Source organism: Bradyrhizobium sp. AZCC 1719, assembly GCF_036924525.1.
Taxonomy (GTDB): Bacteria; Pseudomonadota; Alphaproteobacteria; order Rhizobiales; family Xanthobacteraceae; genus Bradyrhizobium.
In genome coordinates, this window is the sequence record NZ_JAZHRU010000001.1 from 2,196,378 (window position 1) to 2,215,611 (window position 19,234).

A 19,234-nucleotide genomic window follows, 5' to 3' on the forward strand; every position below is an offset into this window, starting at 1 on the left:
GTTGTTGACGACAACAATTGTTGTGCTCAACATTGGCGTCAAGCCAGCCCTTTTCGAGGCTGCAGGAGGAAGCCCATGACCATCGCCGCCATCAGCGGTGCCGATTCCCAAAATCTATTCGCGACGCCCGAGATCGTTGCCGATCGCCGGACCGATGGCAGCATCATCCTGAAATCGACCGCGCCGTTGCGGCCGAGTGCGCGCTGCACCGGCGACTGGCTGGAGCATTGGGCGCGGCAGGCGCCGGACCGGATCTTTCTCGCCGATCGCGCCAGCGTTGATACGCCTTGGACCGCCGTCACCTACAAGGATGCGTTGAAGCAGGTGCGCTCGGCCGCCGCCTGGATCCTGGCGCAGGGGCTTAGCGCCGAGCGTCCGCTGGTGATCCTGTCCGACAACAGCGTCGAGCACGCACTGTTCGCGCTCGCCGCCCAGCATGTCGGCGTGCCGTCGGCCGCGATCTCGCCGGCCTATTCGCTGATGTCCAAGGATTTCGACAAACTCAAGAGCATGATCACGCTGCTCGGGCCCGGCGTGATCTATGTTTCCGGCACAAAGCCATTTGCCGCGGCGCTGGCAGCGATCAAGCCGCTGCATTCGGCCACCATCGTCGGCGGCGGTGTGGGTGATGACAGCGCGATCTCCTTCCGCGCCGTCGCTGCAACGTTGGAAACGCCTGATGTCGAAAGGGCCTTTGCCGCGATCACGCCGGATACCATCGCAAAATTCCTGTTCACCTCGGGCTCGACAGGCACGCCGAAGGCCGTGATCAACACCCAGCGCATGCTGACCTCGAGCCAGCAGGCCAAGGCGCAGACCTGGACATTCCTCGAGGACAGCAGCGAAGAACTCGTGATCCTCGACTGGTTACCCTGGAGCCATACCTTCGGCGCCAACCACAATTTCAATCTGGTGCTGCGCAACGGCGGCACGCTCTATGTCGACGGTGGCAAGCCGGCGCCGGGGCTGTTCGCGACCTCGCTCGCCAATCTGCGCAGCGTGATGCCATCAGTCTATTTCAACGTGCCGCGCGGTTTTGACATGCTGATCGCGGCGCTGCGCGGCGACGACGAACTGCGCAAAAAGTTCTTCAGCGAGGTGAAGTTCGCTTTCTACGCCGGCGCAGCCTTGCCGCAGAATCTCTGGGACGCGCTAGAAGAACTCTCGATCAAGACGGTTGGCCGTGCGCTGCCGATGGTGTCGGCCTGGGGCTCGACTGAAACCTCGCCGCTCGCTACCGACTGCCACTTTCAGGCCAAGCGCTCCGGCAATATCGGCGTGCCGATCCCGGGCACCGAACTGAAGCTGGTGCCATCCGGCGACAAGCTCGAGGTGCGGGTGCGCGGTCCAAATGTCACGCCCGGCTACTGGAAGGCGTCGGAATTGACCGCGCAGGCGTTCGACGAAGAGGGTTTTTATCTGATCGGCGACGCCGTGACCTTTGCCGATCCGGCGCGTCCCGAACTCGGACTGTTCTTCGACGGCCGCGTCGCCGAGGACTTCAAGCTCAATTCGGGCACCTGGGTCAGCGTCGGCACCTTGCGCGTCGCCGGCATCGCCGCCCTGGCGCCGCTGGCGCAGGACATTGTCGTGACCGGCCATGGCGGCGACGAGGTTCGCTTCCTGGTATTTCCGAATATTGCGGCCTGCCGTGCACATGCCGGCTTGCCCGACAGCGCCGACGTAAAAGATGTAATCGGCCACGACAGGGTTCGAAGTGCGATTGCCCAAGGGCTCGCGAGGCTGAAGGCGCAAAGCGGCAACTCGTCCGGTCACGCAACGCGCGCGCTGCTGCTGGCCGAACCCGCGTCCGTCGACGGCGGCGAGATCACCGACAAGGGCTATATCAACCAGCGTGCGGTGCTGACGCGGCGCGCGAGCGCAGTGGCAACGCTGGACGACGACGGCTCGGCCGAATGGATCGGCTGCGCCGGCTGACGCTAGAGCATGATGAAATTGGATTAGATTGCGACCACGAAGAAGGTGCGCTCCCTCTCCCGCTTGCGGGGGAGGGCTGGGGTGGGGGTGTCTCCGCAGACGACACTGCCCGAGTGGAGAGAGCCCCCACCCGGCGCTTCGCGCCGACCTCCCCCGCAAGCGGGAGAGGTGAAGCGCGTCTGCGGCCAAATCGATCTAACCAAAATAATCATGCTCTAGGCGCGTCGGGACGCCGCGTGCTTGTGCGCCTCGACCAGCCGCACCAGCATCTGGAGAAATGACGTCTGCTCGCTCTTGCTGAGCGCGGAAAGCGTCTGCGCATTGAAGCTCTCGCCAAGCCGGCTGGCCTCGTCAGCGCGCCTCTCGCCCGCCGCACTGAGGCTGAGCTCGACCGCGCGCTTGTCCCGCGCGGAGCGCTTCCGCTTCAAGACGCCGGTCTCCTCCATGCGTGACAGGATTTTCACGAGGTTGGGGAGCTGCATCTTCAACACGGCGGCGAGTTCGCTCTGCGTCACCGTCTTGTTGTCCCGCACCGTAACCAGGATGGCGTATTCGAGCGGTGAAAGGTTTAAGGACTCGAAATACGGATAGAACGCCTCGAAGTTCTCCAACTGCAGGATCCGGATCATGAATCCCGGGGTCTGCTGCAGCGCGGTGAGATCGAGTTTTCGCGCCGAGTCCGGCTCAGCCGGTCTGGCCGCTCCGTTGTCCTTGCGCGTCGAAATTTTTCCGATTCTTTCCATGGGCAAAAGCTCGCACGGCATCACCTGAATTGACAATCCTCAAAATACTTATAAATTATAACTAATTTCGAAGCGGTCGCGAAGGCCGCCTTTTCCATTCAGGAGGGAACGCATGCGACAGCTTTTTCGCACAGGAATGCTCGTGGTCGCGCTCGGCGGAATTTTCGCAGGCGCTTCCCAAGTCCAAGCCCAGGACCGCGTCCGGATCGGCGTGCTCAACGACCAGTCGGGCGTGTTCTCGACCTACCAGGGCATCGGCTCGGTCATATCAGCGCAAATGGCAGTCGAAGACTATGGCGGCAAGGCTGCCGGCAAGCCGGTCGACGTCATCACCGCCGACCATCAGAACAAGACCGACGTCGGCGTCGGCATCGCGCGGCGCTGGTACGACACCGAAAGCATCGACGCCATCTTCGACCTGCCGAACTCGGCGATTGCGCTCGCGGTTGCCAATATGAGCGAGCAGAAGAACAAGGTTTTTATCGGCTCCGGCGCCGGCACCGCGCTGCTCACCGGCGAAAAGTGCACGCCGAATACCGTGCACTGGACCTACGATACCTATGCCTATGGCCGTGGCCTTGGCAAAGCCGTGGTCGCCCAAGGCGGCAAGAAATGGTTCTTCCTGACCGCCGATTACGCCTTCGGCCACGACCTGGAGAAGCAGGCGATGGAAGGCGTCAAGGCCTCCGGCGGCGAAGTGCTCGGCGCCGTGCGCCATCCGCTCGGCACCGCCGACTATGCTTCTTTCTTGCTGCAGGCGCAGGCCTCGGGCGCCGACATCGTCGGCGTCGCCAATGCCGGCGATGACACCATCACCTCGATCAAACAGGCGGCGGAGTTCGGGCTAACGCAAAAGCAGAAGTTGGTCGGATTGATCCTCGGCATGAACGGAATTCCTGCGCTCGGCCTGAAGGCAGCCCAGGGTGCGCAGATCATGAATCCGTTCTACTGGGATTTGAACGACGACACGCGCGCTTTTGCAAAACGGTTTGCCGAACGCCATCCGCAAAAGAATTATCCGAACGACATGCAGGCCGGCGTCTATGCTTCGGTGCTGCATTATCTGAAGGCCGTCGACAAGATCGGCGGCGCCACCGACGGCAAGGCCGTGGTGTCGGCGATGAAGGCGATGCCGACCGACGATCCGCTGTTCGGCAAGGGAACCATCCGCGCAGACGGGCGTAAGATTCACCCGCTGTTTCTGCTCGAGGTGAAGAAGCCTGACGAATCCACGTCGAAATGGGATCTGTTGAAGGTCGTCGCTACGATTCCGGGCGATCAGGCATTTCGTCCCGAAAGCGAGGGCAACTGCCCACTGGTCAAGAGATGACCTGACCCGGCGGCGGCCGGCACGAACCGGCCGCCGCCGAAAATCGATCGTCGAGGCTTGTCGTATATGTTGCCAAGGCAACTAACTTGTGCGAGCGTATTTGCACAAAGCGGCCGATCGCAGAGCACGGGAGTGCCGGGCCGCACAGGGAGAAACGGATGTTCGGGCGTGTCGGATCGTCACGACGCAATGCGATGTCGCGTGCGCAGTGTGGGGGCCGCGGTGTAGCTAATAGACGCCGCTCAGCTCTTCGTATCGACTTCGCCCGCGCCTTTCACGGCGTCGAGATTGCCGTGCACCCGCAGCAGCAGCGCGATCAGGGTCTCCCGCTCCGGCTTGCTCAGGCAGGAGAGCAGGCGGCGCTCGCGTTCGAGCGCGACCGCGATGACCTGGTCGTGGGTGGCATAGCCCTTCGGGGTCAGCGAGATCGAATGGGTGCGCCCGTCCTCCCGGTCGGCCCTGATGCTGACCAGCCCGCGTTCCTCCATGCCGGCCAGCGTGCGACTCACGGGCCCCTTGTCGAAGCCGATCACGTGGCAGATCCGCGCCGCGGAAATTTCCGGCTCGATCGCGAGCAGCGACAAGATCCGCCATTCCGTGACGTTGACCCCAAAGCGCTTCTGATAGACCACGGTCGCGCTGCGCGACAATTTGTTGGCGATGAAGGTGATGAGGGCCGGAACGTAACGGTCGAGGTCGAGCACCTGTTCGGCCCGTCCGCTCCTGCCTGCCGCGCCCGCACGGGGGGCGCGCGCCTGTCTGTTCCTGCTCATGCTTTTCCGACGCTGCTCCAGCGTTCCAGACATAGAGACAGCGGATACCGCTCTGCAAGAACATTATGCAGGAGACTCACATGAGCGCGACATCCCGGATAGATTCTGCAACCCCGGAGCGGAGTGCGCCGGCCGGCGTGCCCCATCTGGACGTGGACCCGTTTTCGACCGAGTTTTTCGAGGATCCGCACCGGATCCACGACGTCCTCCGCGAGGCCGGGCCGGTGGTCTGGCTCGAGAAGTGGGGCGTCTATGGCGTCGCCCGCTATGCCGAGGTGCACGCAGTCCTCAACGACCCCCTGACCTTCTGTTCGAGCCGCGGCGTGGGCTTGAGCGATTTCGCCAAGGAAAAGCCGTGGCGACCGCAAAGCATCATCCTTGAAGCGGACCCGCCGGCGCATACCAGGACACGCGCGGTGCTCTCTCAGGTGTTGTCACCGACCGCCATGAAGCAGGTCCGCGAACATTTCACGGCGATGGCCGCGGCCAAGATCGACGAATTGCTTGATCGCGGCAGCTTCGATGCGGTTGCCGATCTCGCGGAGGCCTATCCGCTCTCGGTATTTCCTGATGCGATGGGCCTGAAGCAGGAGGGGCGGGAGAATCTGCTGCCGTATGCGAGCCTGGTGTTCAACGCGTTCGGGCCGCCGAACCAGTTGCGCCAGGAGGCGATCGAGCGCTCCGCGCCACATCAGGCCTATGTCGCCGCTCAGTGCCAGCGCGAAAATCTTGCGCCCGGCGGCTTCGGCGCCTGCATCCATGCCCGCGCCGACGCCGGCGACATTACGGCGGAAGAGGCGCCGCTATTGGTGCGCTCGCTGCTTTCGGCCGGGCTCGACACCACCGTCAACGGAATCGGCGCCGCGATGTACTGCCTGGCGCGTTTCCCCGATCAACTTGCGCGGCTGCGCAGCGATCCGACGCTGGCGCGCAACGCCTTCGAGGAGGCGATCCGCTTCGAAAGCCCGGTGCAGACCTTTTTCCGCACCACGACGCGGGAGGTCGAACTCGCCGGCCATCGTATCGGCGAAGGCGAAAAGGTGCTGATGTTCCTCGGCGCCGCCAACCGCGATCCGCGGCGTTGGGAAAATCCTGATCGCTACGACGTCACCCGGCGTACCTCCGGGCATGTCGGCTTCGGTTCGGGCATCCATATGTGCGTCGGCCAGCTTCTCGCGCGCCTCGAAGGCGAGGTGATGCTGGCGGCGATCGCGCGCAAGGTTGCAAGTATCGAGATATCAGGCCCGGTGAAGCGCCGCTACAACAACACGCTGCGCGGCCTCGAAAGTCTCCCCATCACCATTTCTCCGGCCTGACGGACCGCCCATGCCGAGCATCACGTTTGTTCACCCTGACGGCCGGGCGCAGCGCATCGACGCCAGCGATGGCGAAAGCGCAATGCAGGGGGCGACGCGCCACGATGTCGGTGGAATTCTGGCCGAATGCGGCGGCAACGCGATGTGCGCCACCTGCCACGTCTATGTCGACGAGGAGTGGCTCGCCCGCCTGCCGGCCATGGGCGACGACGAGGACGCGTTGCTGGATGGCGCCGCGGCCGAACGGCGGGCCAACAGCCGGCTGTCCTGCCAGATCAAGTTGGCTGCCGATCTCGATGGTTTGGTTCTCAATCTGCCGGACCGGCAATTGTGACGGCCTAGTCACCTGAACTGAAGTCAAACCCGGCGAAGTCCGGGAACGCTCAAGATCAAAATTCAAAAGGGAGAGAACAATGAGGGGTTTAAGGTTAGGTCTCGCGCTTGCCTTGTCTTGCATGGCGTCGGGCGCGGTGCGCGCGGAGATTTCCGAAAATGTCGTGCGCATCGGCGTGCTGAACGACATTTCCGGTATCTTCCAGGACACCAACGGCATGGGCTCGGTAGAAGCCGCGCGCATGGCGGCGGAGGATTTCAACGGCGGCGGCAAGGGCATCAAGGTCGAGATCGTCTATGCCGATCACCAGAACAAGGCCGACGTCGGTTCGGCGATCGTGCGCAAATGGCTCGACGTCGATGGCGTCGATGCCGTGGTCGACGTGCCGAATTCCGCCGTCGGGCTCACCATCAACTCGCTGCTGCGTGACAGCCGCATGACGTTTCTTGCGTCGTCGACGGCGAGCTCCGACCTGACCGGCAAGGCCTGCTCTCCTAACACCATCCAGTGGGTCAATGACGCCTGGGCGACCGGCAACTCGACCGCGGCGGCGATGATGGCGCGGGGCGGCAAGGAATGGTACTTCATCACGGTGAATTTTGCGCTCGGCCAGGGCATCGAGGCCGAGGCCACCAACTACATCGAAAAGCACGGCGGCAAGGTGCTGGGCTCGGCCAAGCATCCGCTCAACACGCCGGACTTTGCCTCGCTTCTGCTCCAGGCGCAGAATTCCAAGGCCAAGGTGATCGGCCTTGCCAATGCTGGCGGCGACACCGTCAACGCGGTGAAGCAGGCGGCGGAGTTCGGGCTTCAGCAAAGCGGGCAGACGATGGTGGCATTCCTGCTGTTCATCAACGACGTCCATGGCATGGGGCTTAAGGTAGGCCAGGGCCTGCAACTGTTCGAAGCGTTCTATTGGGACATGGATGAAAACACCCGCGCGTTTGCAAAGCGCTTCGCGGCGCGGCCGGGCGTGAACGGCAAGATGCCAAGCGGCAATCAGGCCGGCGTCTATGCTTCCACGCTCGCCTATCTCAACGCAGTGGCCGCGACCGGCAGCGATCACGCCAAGGATGCGGTGCCTGAGATGAAAAAGTTCAAGGGCAAGGACAAACTGTTCGGCGACGTCACCATCCGCCAGGACGGCCGCGTCATCCACCCGATGTACCTGTTCGAGGTGAAAAAGCCGGAAGAGTCGAAATATCCTTACGACTACTACAAGCTGGTCTCGACCATTCCGGCCGACCAGGCCTTCCGCCCGCTCGCCGACGGCGGCTGCTCGCTGGTGAAATGAAAGTGCTCTCCCTCTCCCGCTTGCGGGGGAGGCATAGGCGGCCTGTGGCCGCCGTTCTCTAGAAGAACGCCGATGCGGAGCATCGGCTATGGGTGGGGGCATCGCCGCATAAAGAACGCGAGACGTTGGCGTCGTTCTTGCCTCGTCTTATTTCTGATTGACGCCCGCTTCGCCTGCACCACCATTGTAGGCCAGACGGCTGGTCAAAAACGCTGCTGCGACAGCGAAGGGGGAAACGATGCAACGTCTCAGATTCCATATTCGCACGCCGATCCAGTTGGCCTCGCTGCTCGCCGCAACGACGTTCTTTGCCGTCGACGCGACAGCAGCAAAGATGGTCGGCGATCCCGCCGCGACCTGCAGCGATTTGATCCGGCCGGTCGACAATGCCGTGCGGATCGATTCTGCGACCATGGTCGCGCCGTCGCCGCTTGCGGTCGCCGAAAGAGCACCGACGCCGGCGGCGCGCATCACGCCGGCCAATCCGGAATTCTGCAAGGTCCTCGGCCAGATCGCGCCGGCCGATCCCAAGGCGCCGCCGATCAAATTTCAGGTGAATCTTCCGGTCGAGTGGAACGGCCGCTCGCTGCAATATGGTGGTGGCGGCTTCAACGGCGTGCTGATCACCGGGCTTGCCTTGCCGCCGGCGTATCCGTTCGGCGCGCCGTCGCCGCTGGCGCGCGGCTTCGTCACCTATGGCACGGATTCCGGCCACGAGACCAAGCCGGGCGAGCCGCCGCAGACGTTTGCGCTCAACGACGAGGCCTTTGAGAATTTCGCCCATCGTTCCTACAAGCGCGTGCGCGACGCCGCGGTTGCGCTGATGGTGCGCGCCTACGGCAACCCGCCGGCCAAGCTGTATTTCATGGGATCGTCGGAAGGCGGCCGCGAGGGGCTAACGATGGCGCAGCGCTATCCCGACGATTTTGACGGCATCTTTGCCCGCGTGCCCGTCATCAACTGGGTCGGATTGCAGCATGCCGGGACGCGGTCGGGGCTTGCAACGATGGGTGAGGGCTGGATCCGTCCCGCGCAGGTCGAGCTCGTGGCCAAGGCGGTGCTTGCTGCCTGCGACAAGGCGGACGGCGTCGAGGACTCGCTGGTGCTGGACCCGGTTGGCTGCAAGGCGAAATTCCAGCCGGACACACTGCGTTGCGCGCCGGGCCAAAGCGGCGATCAGTGCCTGAGCGAGGCGCAGATCGCGGCGATCAGGACGCTGCATTCGACGTACAAGTTCTCGTTTGTGCTGGAGAACGGTCTTGACGATTATCCGGGCTGGGGCGTCTCCGGCGAAAACACCCCTGCGTTTGGTCCGACCGGCGGCTGGGTCGCCTGGTGGCTCGGCAAGGCGGCGCCGGCGCAGCCGCCGCTGCCTGCCAACGGCATCGCCTGGATCTACGGTGCGGGCGGCATCCAATATGTCTTCGCGCGTGATCCGAAGCTCGACGTCACGACCTACAAGCCCGAGGATCACAAGGAGCGCCTGCTGCAGGTATCGCGGTTGATGGATTCGACAAATCCCGACCTCAGCCGCTTTGCCGCGCGCGGCGGCAAGCTCGTGATTCTCGAGAACATGGCCGACTATGCCCAGAGCCCTTACGCAGGGATACGCTATTTCGAAAACGTGCAGCGCACCTTGGGCCGCGAGAAGACAGCGGCGTTCGCCCGCCTCTACACGGCGCCCGGTGTCGACCATGTCGGCTCCGGCGCGCCCGCCAATCTCGACATGCTGGCCGTGCTCGTTGATTGGGTCGAGAACGGCAAGGCGCCCGGCGACCTCGAGGTGATCGAGCAGAAGGTCGAAGCGCCGGCGTTTGAGACCACGCGCTCGTTGCCATTGTGCCAATGGCCGGCATGGCCGCATTACAAATCGGGGCCGACGAGTAGCGCGGCCAGTTTTGCCTGCGCGCGGTGAGGGGCTCCGCCCGCACGATCCCTGCGAAGCGAGCCTATCCCGTGACCTTGCTCGAGCCCTGCGTGATCAGCCGCGCCGCGCGCTGGTCGCGGGCGTGGATCCACAGCCAGCTCAAGGCGACGCTGAGCCGGTTGCGCAGGCCGATCAGGAAGTAGATGTGGGCGATGCCCCAGATCCACCAGGCGAGATTGCCGCGCAGCTTGATGCGGCCGAAATCGATCACGGCCTTCTTCTTGCCGATCTGCGCGAGACTGCCGGCATGCTTGTAGCGGAACGGCGGCAGCGTGCCGCCGCTCAAGCGTGCCTTGATCAGCGCCGCCACGTAGCGCCCCTGTTGCTTGGCCGCCGGCGCGATGCCGGGCACGGGATTGCCGTCGGGGCCGGCGATCGTCACGGTATCGCCGATGGCAAACACGTCGGGATGGCCGGGCACGGTCAGATCAGGCTCGACCTTCAGGCGGTAGGCGCGGTCGGCGGGCGCCTTCAGCCATTCCGCCGCGCGCGAGGCGCGCACGCCGGCTGCCCAGACGATGGTCCTGGCCTCCAGCCTGTTGCCGCCATAGACGACGCCATCGATCGCACATTCGGTGACCGGCTGCCCCAACACCACTTCGACGCCGAGTTCCTCCAGCGCGCGCTGCGCATAGGAAGAGAGGTCTTCGGGAAAGCCCGCGAGCACGCGCGGGCCGGCCTCGATCAGGATAACGCGGGTCTTGTGGGTATCGATGTTGCGAAAGTCCGGCGGCAGCGTGTCCTTGGCGAGGTCGGCGATTGTTCCGGCCATTTCGACGCCGGTCGGGCCGGCGCCGATGATGACGAAGGTGAGTAGCGCCGCGCGCCGCGCCGGATCCTTTTCGCGCTCGGCGCGCTCGAAGGCGACGAGGATGCGCCGCCGCAGCGTCGTGGCATCCTCCAGCGTCTTCAAGCCTGGTGCGAACGGCTCCCATTCATCGTGGCCGAAATAGGCATGGCGGGCGCCGGTGGCGAGGATCAGCGTGTCGTAGGAAATCGTCTCGCCGTCTTCGAGCAGCACGCGCTTTCCCTCGGCATCGACGCCATTCACATTGGCAAACAGCGTCGTCACTTCGGGGCGGTCGCGCAGGAGATAGCGGATCGGCCAGGCAATTTCCGACGTCGCCAGCGAAGCGGTCGCGACCTGGTAGAGCAGCGGCTGGAACAGATGATGGTTGCGGCGGTCGATCAGCGTGATCCGGACCGGCGCACCGGCGAGGCCGAAGGCGGTCTCCAGACCGCCGAAACCGGCGCCGACGATCACGACGTGATGGGGTTCTTTCGGCACGGTCGTCATGGAACGGGACCCCGGTTTCAGATGTCTCAACGCATTGGATTATGTAGCCATTTGCGGCTCCGCTCCAATACGTCTTTGTCAATCGGCCGATAGCGAAAGTGCATCGTGCTGTCGTCCCGGCCCTTATGCGCAACTGCGCATCAGGAGCCGGGACCCATAACCACAGAAGATTATTGTTGAGAATGCTGGAGCCACAGCACAGCGCAACAACAAAATCCTGTGGTTATGGGTCCCTGCGCAGGGACGACGGCAAAATAAATTTCCTGCCACCGCATCCTTTGCCCGTTCCGAAACGTCCTTGGGGTCGAGATGGCCGCAGAACAGGAGAAAGCCATGAGACGGACCGTAATCAGGTACAAAACCAAGCCGGAAATGAGCGACAGGAACGCCGAGTTGGTGGCGGCGGTGTTTGCCGAATTGCAGGCGGCCGAGCCGGAAGGCTTTCGCTATCTGTCGCTGCGGCTGGAGGATGATACGTTCATCCATTTCGTCGAGACCGCAGCCGATGACGGCTCCAGCGCCTTGCCGAAACTGGCGGCGTTTCAGGCGTTCCAGAACGGCATTCGCGAGCGTTGCGCCGAACCGCCGCTGGCGAAAAGCGTGACCATCGTCGGCAATTATCGCATGTTGCGCGAGACCGAGAACGCGCTTGCCGGAGTCTGAATGACAGTGGGTCCCGAGACGTCCGCCACGTTCGACATCGAGCGCCTGCTGGTGGCGATGCGCCCAAAGCTGCATCGCTACTGCGCGCGCATGGTGGGCTCCGTCATCGACGGCGAGGACGTGCTGCAGGATGCCATGATCAAGGCGGTGGAGGCGCATGCCTCCGCCCGCCCGCTCGGCAATCCCGAAGGCTGGCTGTTCCGCATTGCGCACAACACCGCGCTGGATTTTCTGCGCCGGCGCAAGCGCCAGGAGGCGTTCCGGGGACCAGCGGAGGTGGACATGATCGTTGACCAGCTCGATGCCGTGGCGAGCCGCCAGATCGCCGCGACCTCCTTGCGCACCTTCATGCGGTTGCCGGTACCACAGCGCGCGAGCGTCATCCTGATGGACGTGCTCGGCTGCTCGCTGAAGGAAATCTGCGACGTAATGGATTGCAGCCTGCCCGCGGCCAAGGCCGCGCTGCATCGCGGCCGCGCGCAATTGCGTGAAATTGCCGTCGAGCCGGACGACGCGCCGCAGCAAAAACTATCGGACGCCGATCGTGAGCGGCTCGGCGCCTATGTCGCCCATTTCAACGCGCGCGATTTCGATGCCATCCGCGCCATGATCTCGGACGATGTCAGGCTCGATCTCGTCAGCAGGACCCACTTGCGTGGCAAGGCCGAAGTGTCGCGCTATTTCGGCAATTACGACAAGGTCAGCGACTGGCGCCTGGTGGCGGGTCTGGTGGAGGGGCGTCCCGCCATCCTGGTGTTCGATCCCAACGAAGGCGATGCAAAGCCGAAATATTTCGTGCTGCTGGGCTGGTCGGCCGGCAAGGTCGCGACCATCCGGGATTTCCGCCACGCGCCTTACGTCATCGATGGCGCTGAATACCTGATCTGAACGAGCGCTTCTGGAAGGTGCGCCATGACGCTCGTCACGGCGCGCCGCCCCGGCTGCAGCGGTCGACCCATCAGGCTTCTCCGGCCCCCAAAACCGCGACAATTGTTGCCGGGGCAACCGGCATTATATTTCTTGCCATCCCCGCCATCCGCGAATTATGGTGCAGGTGGCTTAAGCATGCGCCGAAGGTTCTAACCGGAGCCTTGGGTTCATGCTTGCCGCTGACCGGCGATTTCGCGCACAAAATACCTCACAGATAAGAGGCGCGCGGAGCAAGCGTTGCCGGTCGCCCGGTTGACCGGGTTTTGAGCGATAAACAGGAGGGGAGTGATTATGAAAAAGGCATTCTGGCTGGCAGGCGCAACAATTCTGGCGCTGGCGCAGCCCGCGCTCGCTGGCGACACCATCAAAATCGGCTTTGTCTCGACCTTCAGCGGCCCGACCGCTGTGATCGGCAACGACATGCGCAACTCGTTCGAGCTGGCGCTCGACCATCTCGGCCGCAAGATGGGCGGCAAACCGGTCGAGGTGATCTATGAAGATGACGGCCAGAAGCCCGATGTCGGCAAGCAGAAGACCGAAAAGCTGATCCAGTCCGACAAGGTCGATTTCATCGCGGGCTATATCTGGTCGAACGTGCTGCTGGCCTCGCTGAAGACCGCAGTGGATTCAAAGACCTTCCTGATCTCGGCCAACGCCGGTCCCTCGCAGCTCGCCGGCGATCTCTGTTCGCCTTACGTGTTCTCGACCTCCTGGCAGAACGATCAGACCCCGCAGGCGGTCGGCACCTACATGAACCAGAAGGGCGTGAAATCAGTGTTCCTGATCGGCCCGAACTACGCCGCCGGCAAGGACATGCTGGCCGGCGTCAAGAGCACCTTCAAGGGCCAGGTCGTCGGTGAGGAATACACGGTGTGGCCGAGCCAGCTCGACTTCTCCGCCGAGCTCACCAAGGCCAAGAATTCCAAGGCCGAGTCGATCTTCGTGTTCTATCCCGGCGCAGCCGGTGTCCAGTTCCTCAATCAATACGCCCAGGCCGGACTGAAGGGGCAGATCCCGCTCTATACGGCGTTCACGATCGACGAATTGTCGCTGCCGCTGCAGAAGGAAAACGCGATCGGCGTACCCGGCGCGCAGCAATGGGTCAACGATTTGCCGTTCCCGGAGAACAAGAAGTTCGTCGAGGACTATCGCAAGAAGCATCCGGGCCTCCGCCCGACCTTCTACGGCGCGCAGTCCTATGACGCCGCGAACCTGATCAACAGTGCGGTGGTTGCGGTGAAGGGCGATACCTCGAAGAAGGACGAGATGAAGGCCGAGATGGAGAAGGCCAACTTCAAGTCTGTGCGCGGCCCGTTCAAATACGGCAACAACCACATTCCGATCCAGAACTTCTACCTGCAGGATGTGGTCAAGGACGCCGACGGCCAGCTCTCGCTGAAGACAGTGGCGACCATCGTCAAGGACGACCAGGATCGCTTCCACGACAAATGTCCGATGAAGAAGTGATTGTTGGCATGGCCGGTGCATGATCGCCGGAGCGCGCCCTCGGGCTTGACCCGGGGGCGGTTAACGACAGATCGTCCGCCCAACAAGAAAAATGGCGGCGGCGCAGATGTGCTGCCGCTGTTTTGTTAGGGCATGATCCGGAAAAGTGGGATCCGGTTTTCCGAAAGATCATGCCCAAAATAGAAAAATAGAGCGGGATGACGCGTCATCACGCTCTAGGTCTAGAGTTTTAGGTTCATGCTCGTCCTTATCGAACAATCGCTGAACGGCCTGCAGTTCGGCCTGTTGCTGTTCCTGCTGGCGGCCGGCTTGACGCTGGTGTTCGGCATCATGGACTTCGTCAATCTGGCGCACGGCTCGCTCTACATGATGGGCGCCTATTTCGCCGCGACCTTCGTGGCGTGGACGAATAGTTTTGTGCTCGGCATATTGCTCGCGCTCGGCGCCACGCTGCTACTGGGCATCGCGCTCGAATTCATCGCGCTGAGACATCTCTACGGCCGCGACCATCTCGATCAGGTCCTGGCAACCTTCGGGCTGATCCTGTTCTTCAATGACGCGGTGCGGCTGATCTGGGGCCCCGCCGGCCTGTCGCTGCCGCTGCCGGCCTGGCTGACCGTGCCGGTGCAGATCGTCCCCGGCGTGTTCTATCCGGCCTACCGGTTGTCGATCATCGCGGTTGCGCTGGCGGTTGCGGCATTGCTTTATATCGTGGTGATGCGGACCAGGATCGGCATGCTGATCCGCGCCGGCGCCTCCAACCGTGAAATGATCGGCGCGCTCGGCATCAACATCAAGCTGTTGTTCACGCTGGTGTTCGGACTTGGCGCGGCGCTCGCAGGCCTTGCCGGCCTGATGCAGGCGCCGATCCTCACCGTGCAGATCGGCATGGGCGAAAACATCCTCATTCTTGCTTTCGTCATCATCGTGATCGGTGGCATCGGCTCGATCCGGGGCGCCTTCATGGCCGCGATCTTCGTCGGCATGATCGATACGCTCGGCCGCGCCTTCCTGCCCGATCTCCTGCGCACCGTGCTGAGTTCCGCCGCCGCTTCCACCGCCGCACCCGCGCTGTCATCGATGCTGATCTATCTCCTGATGGCCATCGTCCTCGTCGTGCGGCCGGAGGGGCTGTTTCCGGCTGCCAAGCGATGAAATCTCACATCAACGCCCGCAACGTCATCGTGGCGCTCGTCGCGCTTGGCCTCACCTTGCTGCCGGCCTATTCGGCACTGACCGGCAACATCTTCATCCTGACGCTGTTCACCCGCATCGTCATTTTCGCGCTGGCGGCCGCGAGCCTCAATCTCATCATGGGCTATGGCGGCATGATGAGCTTTGGCCACGCCGCCTATCTCGGCATCGGCGGCTATGCCGTGGGCATTCTCGCCTATGAGGGCATCGGCTCCGGTTTCATCCAGTGGCCGGTTGCGCTCGCGGTGTCCGCGCTCTATGCGCTCGTGATCGGCGCGCTGTCGCTGCGCACCCGCGGCGTCTATTTCATCATGATCACGCTCGCGTTTGCGCAGATGGCTTATTACATCGCCTCAGGTCTTTCGCGTTATGGCGGCGACGACGGCCTCACCATCTACAAGCGCAGCAATTTCGGCGGCCTCATCGACATGTCGAACCGCGTGCAGTTCTACTATCTCTGCCTGGCCTGCCTGTTCGGCGGCATCTATCTGATCTGGCGCATCGTCAATTCGCGGTTTGGCATGGTGGTGCAGGGCGTGCGCTCCAACGAGCAGCGCATGCAGGCGATCGGCTTCCACGCCAACAGATATCGTCTCGTCTGCTTCGTGATCTCAGGCACGATCTGTGGCCTTGCCGGTGCGCTGCTCGCCAACAACACGGATTTCATCAGCCCGGCCACGATGTACTGGACGCGCTCCGGCGAACTCATGGTGATGGTGGTCTTCGGCGGCATGGGATCGCTGTTCGGGCCTGTCATCGGCACCATCGTGTTTCTGCTGCTGGAAGAGCTGTTGTCGCAGTTTACCGAATACTGGGCGCTGATCATGGGCCCGCTGTTGCTGCTGATCGTGCTGTTCGCGCGGGGCGGCATCATGGGACTGCTCGGGAGGTTGAGCCGTGGTTGATTCTTTGGCCGAACCCCTGCTTCGCGTCGAAAGCCTGGTCCGCCGCTTCGGTGGCATCAAGGCCACCGACAATCTGTCGCTCGATGTCGTGCCGGGCGAGCTGCACGCCATCATCGGCCCCAACGGCGCCGGCAAGACCACGCTGATTAGCCAGTTGACCGGGCAGTTGATGCCGAACTCCGGCACCATTCACTTCGCCGGCCGCGATATCACCTGGCTGCCTTCCTATCAGCGCAGCCGGCTTGGCCTGGCGCGCTCGTTCCAGATCACCTGCCTGCTGCCGAATTTTACCGCGGCCGATAACGTCGCGCTCGCAGCCCAAGCGCATGACGGCCACTCGTTCCGCTTCTGGGGCGCTGCCCGCAAGGAGAGGCATCTGCGCGACGCGGCGCAGGCGGCGCTCGCGCGGGTAGGGCTCGCCCGGCGTGCCGACGTGCTGGTATCCGAACTGAGCCACGGCGAACAGCGCGAACTCGAGCTGGCGGTGGCGCTTGCGACCAAGCCGCAATTGCTGTTGCTCGACGAGCCGATGGCCGGCCTCGGCGTCACCGAATCCGCGCGCATGGTGGCGCTATTGAAGGAGTTGCGGAAGGAAGTCACCATCGTGCTGGTCGAGCACGACATGGAAGCGGTGTTCGCGCTGGCCGACCGCATCACGGTGCTGGTCTATGGCCGCGTGATCGCCTCGGGCGATCCAGACGCCATCCGAAATAATGAAGAAGTCAAGCGCGCCTATCTCGGCGACCAGCACGTGGTGGTGAGCCATGGCTGAATCAAAAACCGCCGAAACCCTGCTCGAAGTTGAAGGGATCGAGACCCGCTACGGTCTCAGCCAGGTGCTGTTCGGCCTGTCGCTGAAGGTTCAATCGGGCGAGATGGTCGCCCTGATGGGCCGCAACGGCATGGGCAAGACCACGACCATCCGCTCCATCATGGGCATGACGCCGGCCGGTGCGGGCACGATCCGCTTCGCGGGTGAGCAAGTGCGCAGCCTGCCGTCCTACAGAATAGCAAAACTCGGCATCGGCCTGGTGCCGGAAGGCCGCCAGATCTTTCCGAACCTGACAGTCTACGAGAATCTGGTGGCGGCCTCGGGCAACCGCTCAGGCAATCCCGATCCCTGGACTATCGACAAGATCCACGCGCTGTTTCCGCGACTCGCCGAGCGCGGCAACAACATGGGCGTGACCTTGTCGGGCGGCGAGCAGCAGATGCTGGCGATCGGCCGCGCGCTGATGACCAACCCGAAGCTTCTGATCCTCGACGAAGCCACCGAAGGGCTCGCACCGCTGATCCGCGAGGAAATCTGGAACTGCCTGTCGATGCTGAAGGGCCGCGGCCAATCGGTACTGGTGATCGACAAGAACGTCGCCAACCTCTCCCGCATCGCCGACCGCCATTACATCATCGAGCGCGGGCGGACGGTGTGGACGGGGACGAGCGAGCAGTTGATTGCCGAGCCGGATCTGCAGCACCGGTATCTGGGGATTTGAAGGGGGCACGTCATTCCGGGGCGATGCGCTAGCATCGAACCCGGAATCTCGAGATTCCGGGTCTGGTCCTTCGGACCATCCCGGAATGACGGCGGAGAGGCGTGCGCCCCCTCAAAACATCTCGAAATATTCGCGGTGCTCCCAATCAGACACTTCGGCCTGAAACCGCTCGATCTCGGCGTTCTTGATGTGGACGTAATAGTCCACGAACTCCGTCCCCAGCGCTTGCCGGAAAAACGGATCGTCCTGCAGCGCGAACACCGCCTCGCGCAAACTCTTCGGCAACAACGCCGCCTTGGTCTCGTACGGTGCATCCGCTGACGGACCCGGATCGAGCTTGCGGTCGACGCCGTCCAGCCCTGAGAGAATCTGCGAGGCCATGTAGAGATAAGGATTCGCCGCGGGCTCCCCGATACGGTTTTCCAGCCGGGTGGCCGCATCGCCCGGACCGCCGAGCACACGGATCATGACGCCGCGGTTGTCGCGGCCCCAGATCGCGCGATCCGGCGCCAGCGAATAGGAGCGGTAGCGCTTGTAGCCGTTGATGGTCGGCGTCGTGAACACGGTGGATGCGCGGGCGTGCTCCAGCAGTCCCGCGAGATAGGCGCGTCCAAACGAGCTCAGCACCTCATCCTTTTCGCCGGCCATGAACGCATTCTCGCCGCTTGCGCGCGACACCAGCGATTGATGCAGGTGCCAGCCTGAGGCGAAGACATTGGGCAGTTTTGGCCGGCACATGAAGGTGGCGTGATAGCCGTGGCGGCGCGCGATCTGTTTTACGGCCGATCTGAACAGCACCATGTTATCGGCGGGCGCGAGGCCCCTGGTCGGTTGGAAGGTGAATTCGCACTGGCTCGGACCGAACTCGACCTCGACCGATCGCAAGGGAAGCCCGAGCGCCAGCACGTCGCGGCGGATGATCTCCAACGCGGGCTCCATCTGGTCGTAGCGCTGCTCGGTGAGATACTGGTAGCCGTGCGAGAGCAGGCTCACCGATGGCGGGCGACCGGGCTGGCCGGCATCCTCCGGCGCCATATGCGCGTCGTCGAGCTTGAAGAGATGGAATTCGACTTCGAGGCCGGCCACGAAATCGTAGCCGCGCTGTCCGAGCTGATCGATCACCTTGCGATAGAGATGCCGCGTGGCGAATGGCACCGGGCGGCCGTCATTGAAATAGAGGTCACACAGCAGCCAGCCGGTGGTCGGCGCCCACGGCAGCACCCGAAACGTGGTGGGGTCGGCGACCATCAAGACGTCGGCGGCGCCCTCCATCTCCTTCATCCCGAACCCGCCGCCGGCGGTGAACACCGGGAACACCGTCTTGTGCGAGGTGTCCTTGGCAAGCATGGTAGTGGTGATGGAGCAGCCGCTTTCCAGCGAGGCAATCGCTTCGCTCGCGACCAGGGTCTTGCCGCGCAGGATGCCGTGCTGGTCGGGGAATGACAGGCGGATGACTTCGAGGTTTTTCTCCTCGACGATCCTACGCAGGCGGCTCGCGGCCTCCTGTTGCTCTTTCGACCACAGCCCGTGACGTTCGACGAAACTCAACGCCAATCCCCCATCTTCAGTCGTTCCGGGGCGATGCGCAGCATCGAACCCGGAATCTCGAGATTCCGGGTTCGGCTCTGCG

Annotated in this window: 17 protein-coding genes; 13 read left to right on the forward strand and 4 right to left on the reverse strand. The window is 63.2% G+C overall.

Annotated elements, in window-relative coordinates; genetic code table 11:
• Nucleotides 1-75: 75 nt before the first annotated feature.
• Nucleotides 76-1,938 carry a feruloyl-CoA synthase gene (locus V1292_RS10400; protein WP_334372292.1) on the forward strand — a complete coding sequence of 621 codons (1,863 nt, stop codon included), beginning with the start codon at nucleotides 76-78 and terminating at the stop codon, nucleotides 1,936-1,938.
• A gap of 215 nt (nucleotides 1,939-2,153) precedes the next feature.
• Here the strand turns inward: V1292_RS10400 and V1292_RS10405 are convergent, their stop codons facing one another.
• The gene (locus V1292_RS10405; RefSeq protein ID WP_334372294.1) at nucleotides 2,154-2,681 is read right to left on the reverse strand and encodes a MarR family winged helix-turn-helix transcriptional regulator; all 528 of its coding nucleotides are present in this window, start codon (nucleotides 2,679-2,681) and stop codon (nucleotides 2,154-2,156) included.
• A 136-nt stretch (nucleotides 2,682-2,817) separates the two neighbouring features.
• Between V1292_RS10405 and V1292_RS10410 the strand changes: the two genes are divergently transcribed.
• Entirely contained in the window at nucleotides 2,818-4,011 is a 1,194-nt protein-coding gene (locus tag V1292_RS10410) for an ABC transporter substrate-binding protein (protein WP_334376991.1), read from the forward strand.
• Between the two features lie 242 nt (nucleotides 4,012-4,253).
• Here V1292_RS10410 and V1292_RS10415 read toward each other — a convergent pair whose 3' ends face one another.
• Entirely contained in the window at nucleotides 4,254-4,784 is a 531-nt protein-coding gene (locus V1292_RS10415) for a MarR family winged helix-turn-helix transcriptional regulator (protein WP_028351876.1), read from the reverse strand.
• Nucleotides 4,785-4,864: 80 nt separating this feature from the next.
• Here V1292_RS10415 and V1292_RS10420 point away from each other — a divergent pair, with 80 nt between their 5' ends.
• From V1292_RS10420 to V1292_RS10435, 4 genes are all read left to right on the forward strand, one after another.
• Nucleotides 4,865-6,100 (forward strand): cytochrome P450, encoded by a 1,236-nt coding sequence (locus V1292_RS10420; RefSeq protein ID WP_334372296.1) that lies wholly within the window; start codon nucleotides 4,865-4,867, stop codon nucleotides 6,098-6,100.
• A gap of 10 nt (nucleotides 6,101-6,110) precedes the next feature.
• A complete protein-coding gene (locus V1292_RS10425; protein WP_334372298.1) occupies nucleotides 6,111-6,434 on the forward strand; it encodes a 2Fe-2S iron-sulfur cluster-binding protein in 324 nt (107 codons plus the stop codon).
• A 79-nt stretch (nucleotides 6,435-6,513) separates the two neighbouring features.
• Nucleotides 6,514-7,728: an ABC transporter substrate-binding protein gene (locus V1292_RS10430; protein WP_334372299.1), complete on the forward strand. Its 1,215-nt coding sequence runs from the start codon at nucleotides 6,514-6,516 to the stop codon at nucleotides 7,726-7,728.
• A gap of 334 nt (nucleotides 7,729-8,062) precedes the next feature.
• A complete protein-coding gene (locus V1292_RS10435) occupies nucleotides 8,063-9,643 on the forward strand; it encodes a tannase/feruloyl esterase family alpha/beta hydrolase (RefSeq protein ID WP_334376992.1) in 1,581 nt (526 codons plus the stop codon).
• 34 nt (nucleotides 9,644-9,677) lie between these two features.
• On the opposite strand, the gene V1292_RS10440 is transcribed toward V1292_RS10435, so the two are convergent.
• Nucleotides 9,678-10,952 (reverse strand): NAD(P)/FAD-dependent oxidoreductase, encoded by a 1,275-nt coding sequence (locus tag V1292_RS10440; protein WP_334372301.1) that lies wholly within the window; start codon nucleotides 10,950-10,952, stop codon nucleotides 9,678-9,680.
• Nucleotides 10,953-11,285: 333 nt separating this feature from the next.
• Between V1292_RS10440 and V1292_RS10445 the strand changes: the two genes are divergently transcribed.
• The 7 genes from V1292_RS10445 (at nucleotide 11,286) to V1292_RS10475 (ending at nucleotide 17,604) form a co-directional block, all read left to right on the forward strand.
• A complete protein-coding gene (locus V1292_RS10445; protein WP_334372303.1) occupies nucleotides 11,286-11,615 on the forward strand; it encodes a hypothetical protein in 330 nt (109 codons plus the stop codon).
• On the forward strand, nucleotides 11,616-12,503 hold the full coding sequence (locus tag V1292_RS10450) for a sigma-70 family RNA polymerase sigma factor (RefSeq protein WP_442895513.1): 888 nt from the start codon (nucleotides 11,616-11,618) through the stop codon (nucleotides 12,501-12,503).
• 333 nt (nucleotides 12,504-12,836) lie between these two features.
• Entirely contained in the window at nucleotides 12,837-14,012 is a 1,176-nt protein-coding gene (locus V1292_RS10455; protein WP_334372305.1) for an ABC transporter substrate-binding protein, read from the forward strand.
• Between the two features lie 237 nt (nucleotides 14,013-14,249).
• On the forward strand, nucleotides 14,250-15,167 hold the full coding sequence (locus V1292_RS10460) for a branched-chain amino acid ABC transporter permease (protein WP_334372307.1): 918 nt from the start codon (nucleotides 14,250-14,252) through the stop codon (nucleotides 15,165-15,167).
• Nucleotides 15,164-16,111: a branched-chain amino acid ABC transporter permease gene (locus V1292_RS10465; RefSeq protein ID WP_334372308.1), complete on the forward strand. Its 948-nt coding sequence runs from the start codon at nucleotides 15,164-15,166 to the stop codon at nucleotides 16,109-16,111. Before V1292_RS10460 ends, V1292_RS10465 begins: the two co-directional genes overlap by 4 nt.
• A 4-nt stretch (nucleotides 16,112-16,115) precedes the next feature.
• Complete coding sequence (locus V1292_RS10470; protein WP_334376994.1) at nucleotides 16,116-16,883, forward strand: ABC transporter ATP-binding protein; 768 nt, start codon at nucleotides 16,116-16,118, stop codon at nucleotides 16,881-16,883.
• Nucleotides 16,876-17,604, forward strand: coding sequence for an ABC transporter ATP-binding protein (locus V1292_RS10475; protein ID WP_334372309.1), 729 nt, complete (start codon nucleotides 16,876-16,878; stop codon nucleotides 17,602-17,604). The genes V1292_RS10470 and V1292_RS10475 overlap by 8 nt, the downstream gene beginning before the upstream one ends.
• A 111-nt stretch (nucleotides 17,605-17,715) precedes the next feature.
• On the opposite strand, the gene V1292_RS10480 is transcribed toward V1292_RS10475, so the two are convergent.
• A complete protein-coding gene (locus V1292_RS10480) occupies nucleotides 17,716-19,152 on the reverse strand; it encodes a glutamine synthetase family protein (protein WP_334372310.1) in 1,437 nt (478 codons plus the stop codon).
• Between the last annotated feature and the right edge of the window lie 82 nt (nucleotides 19,153-19,234).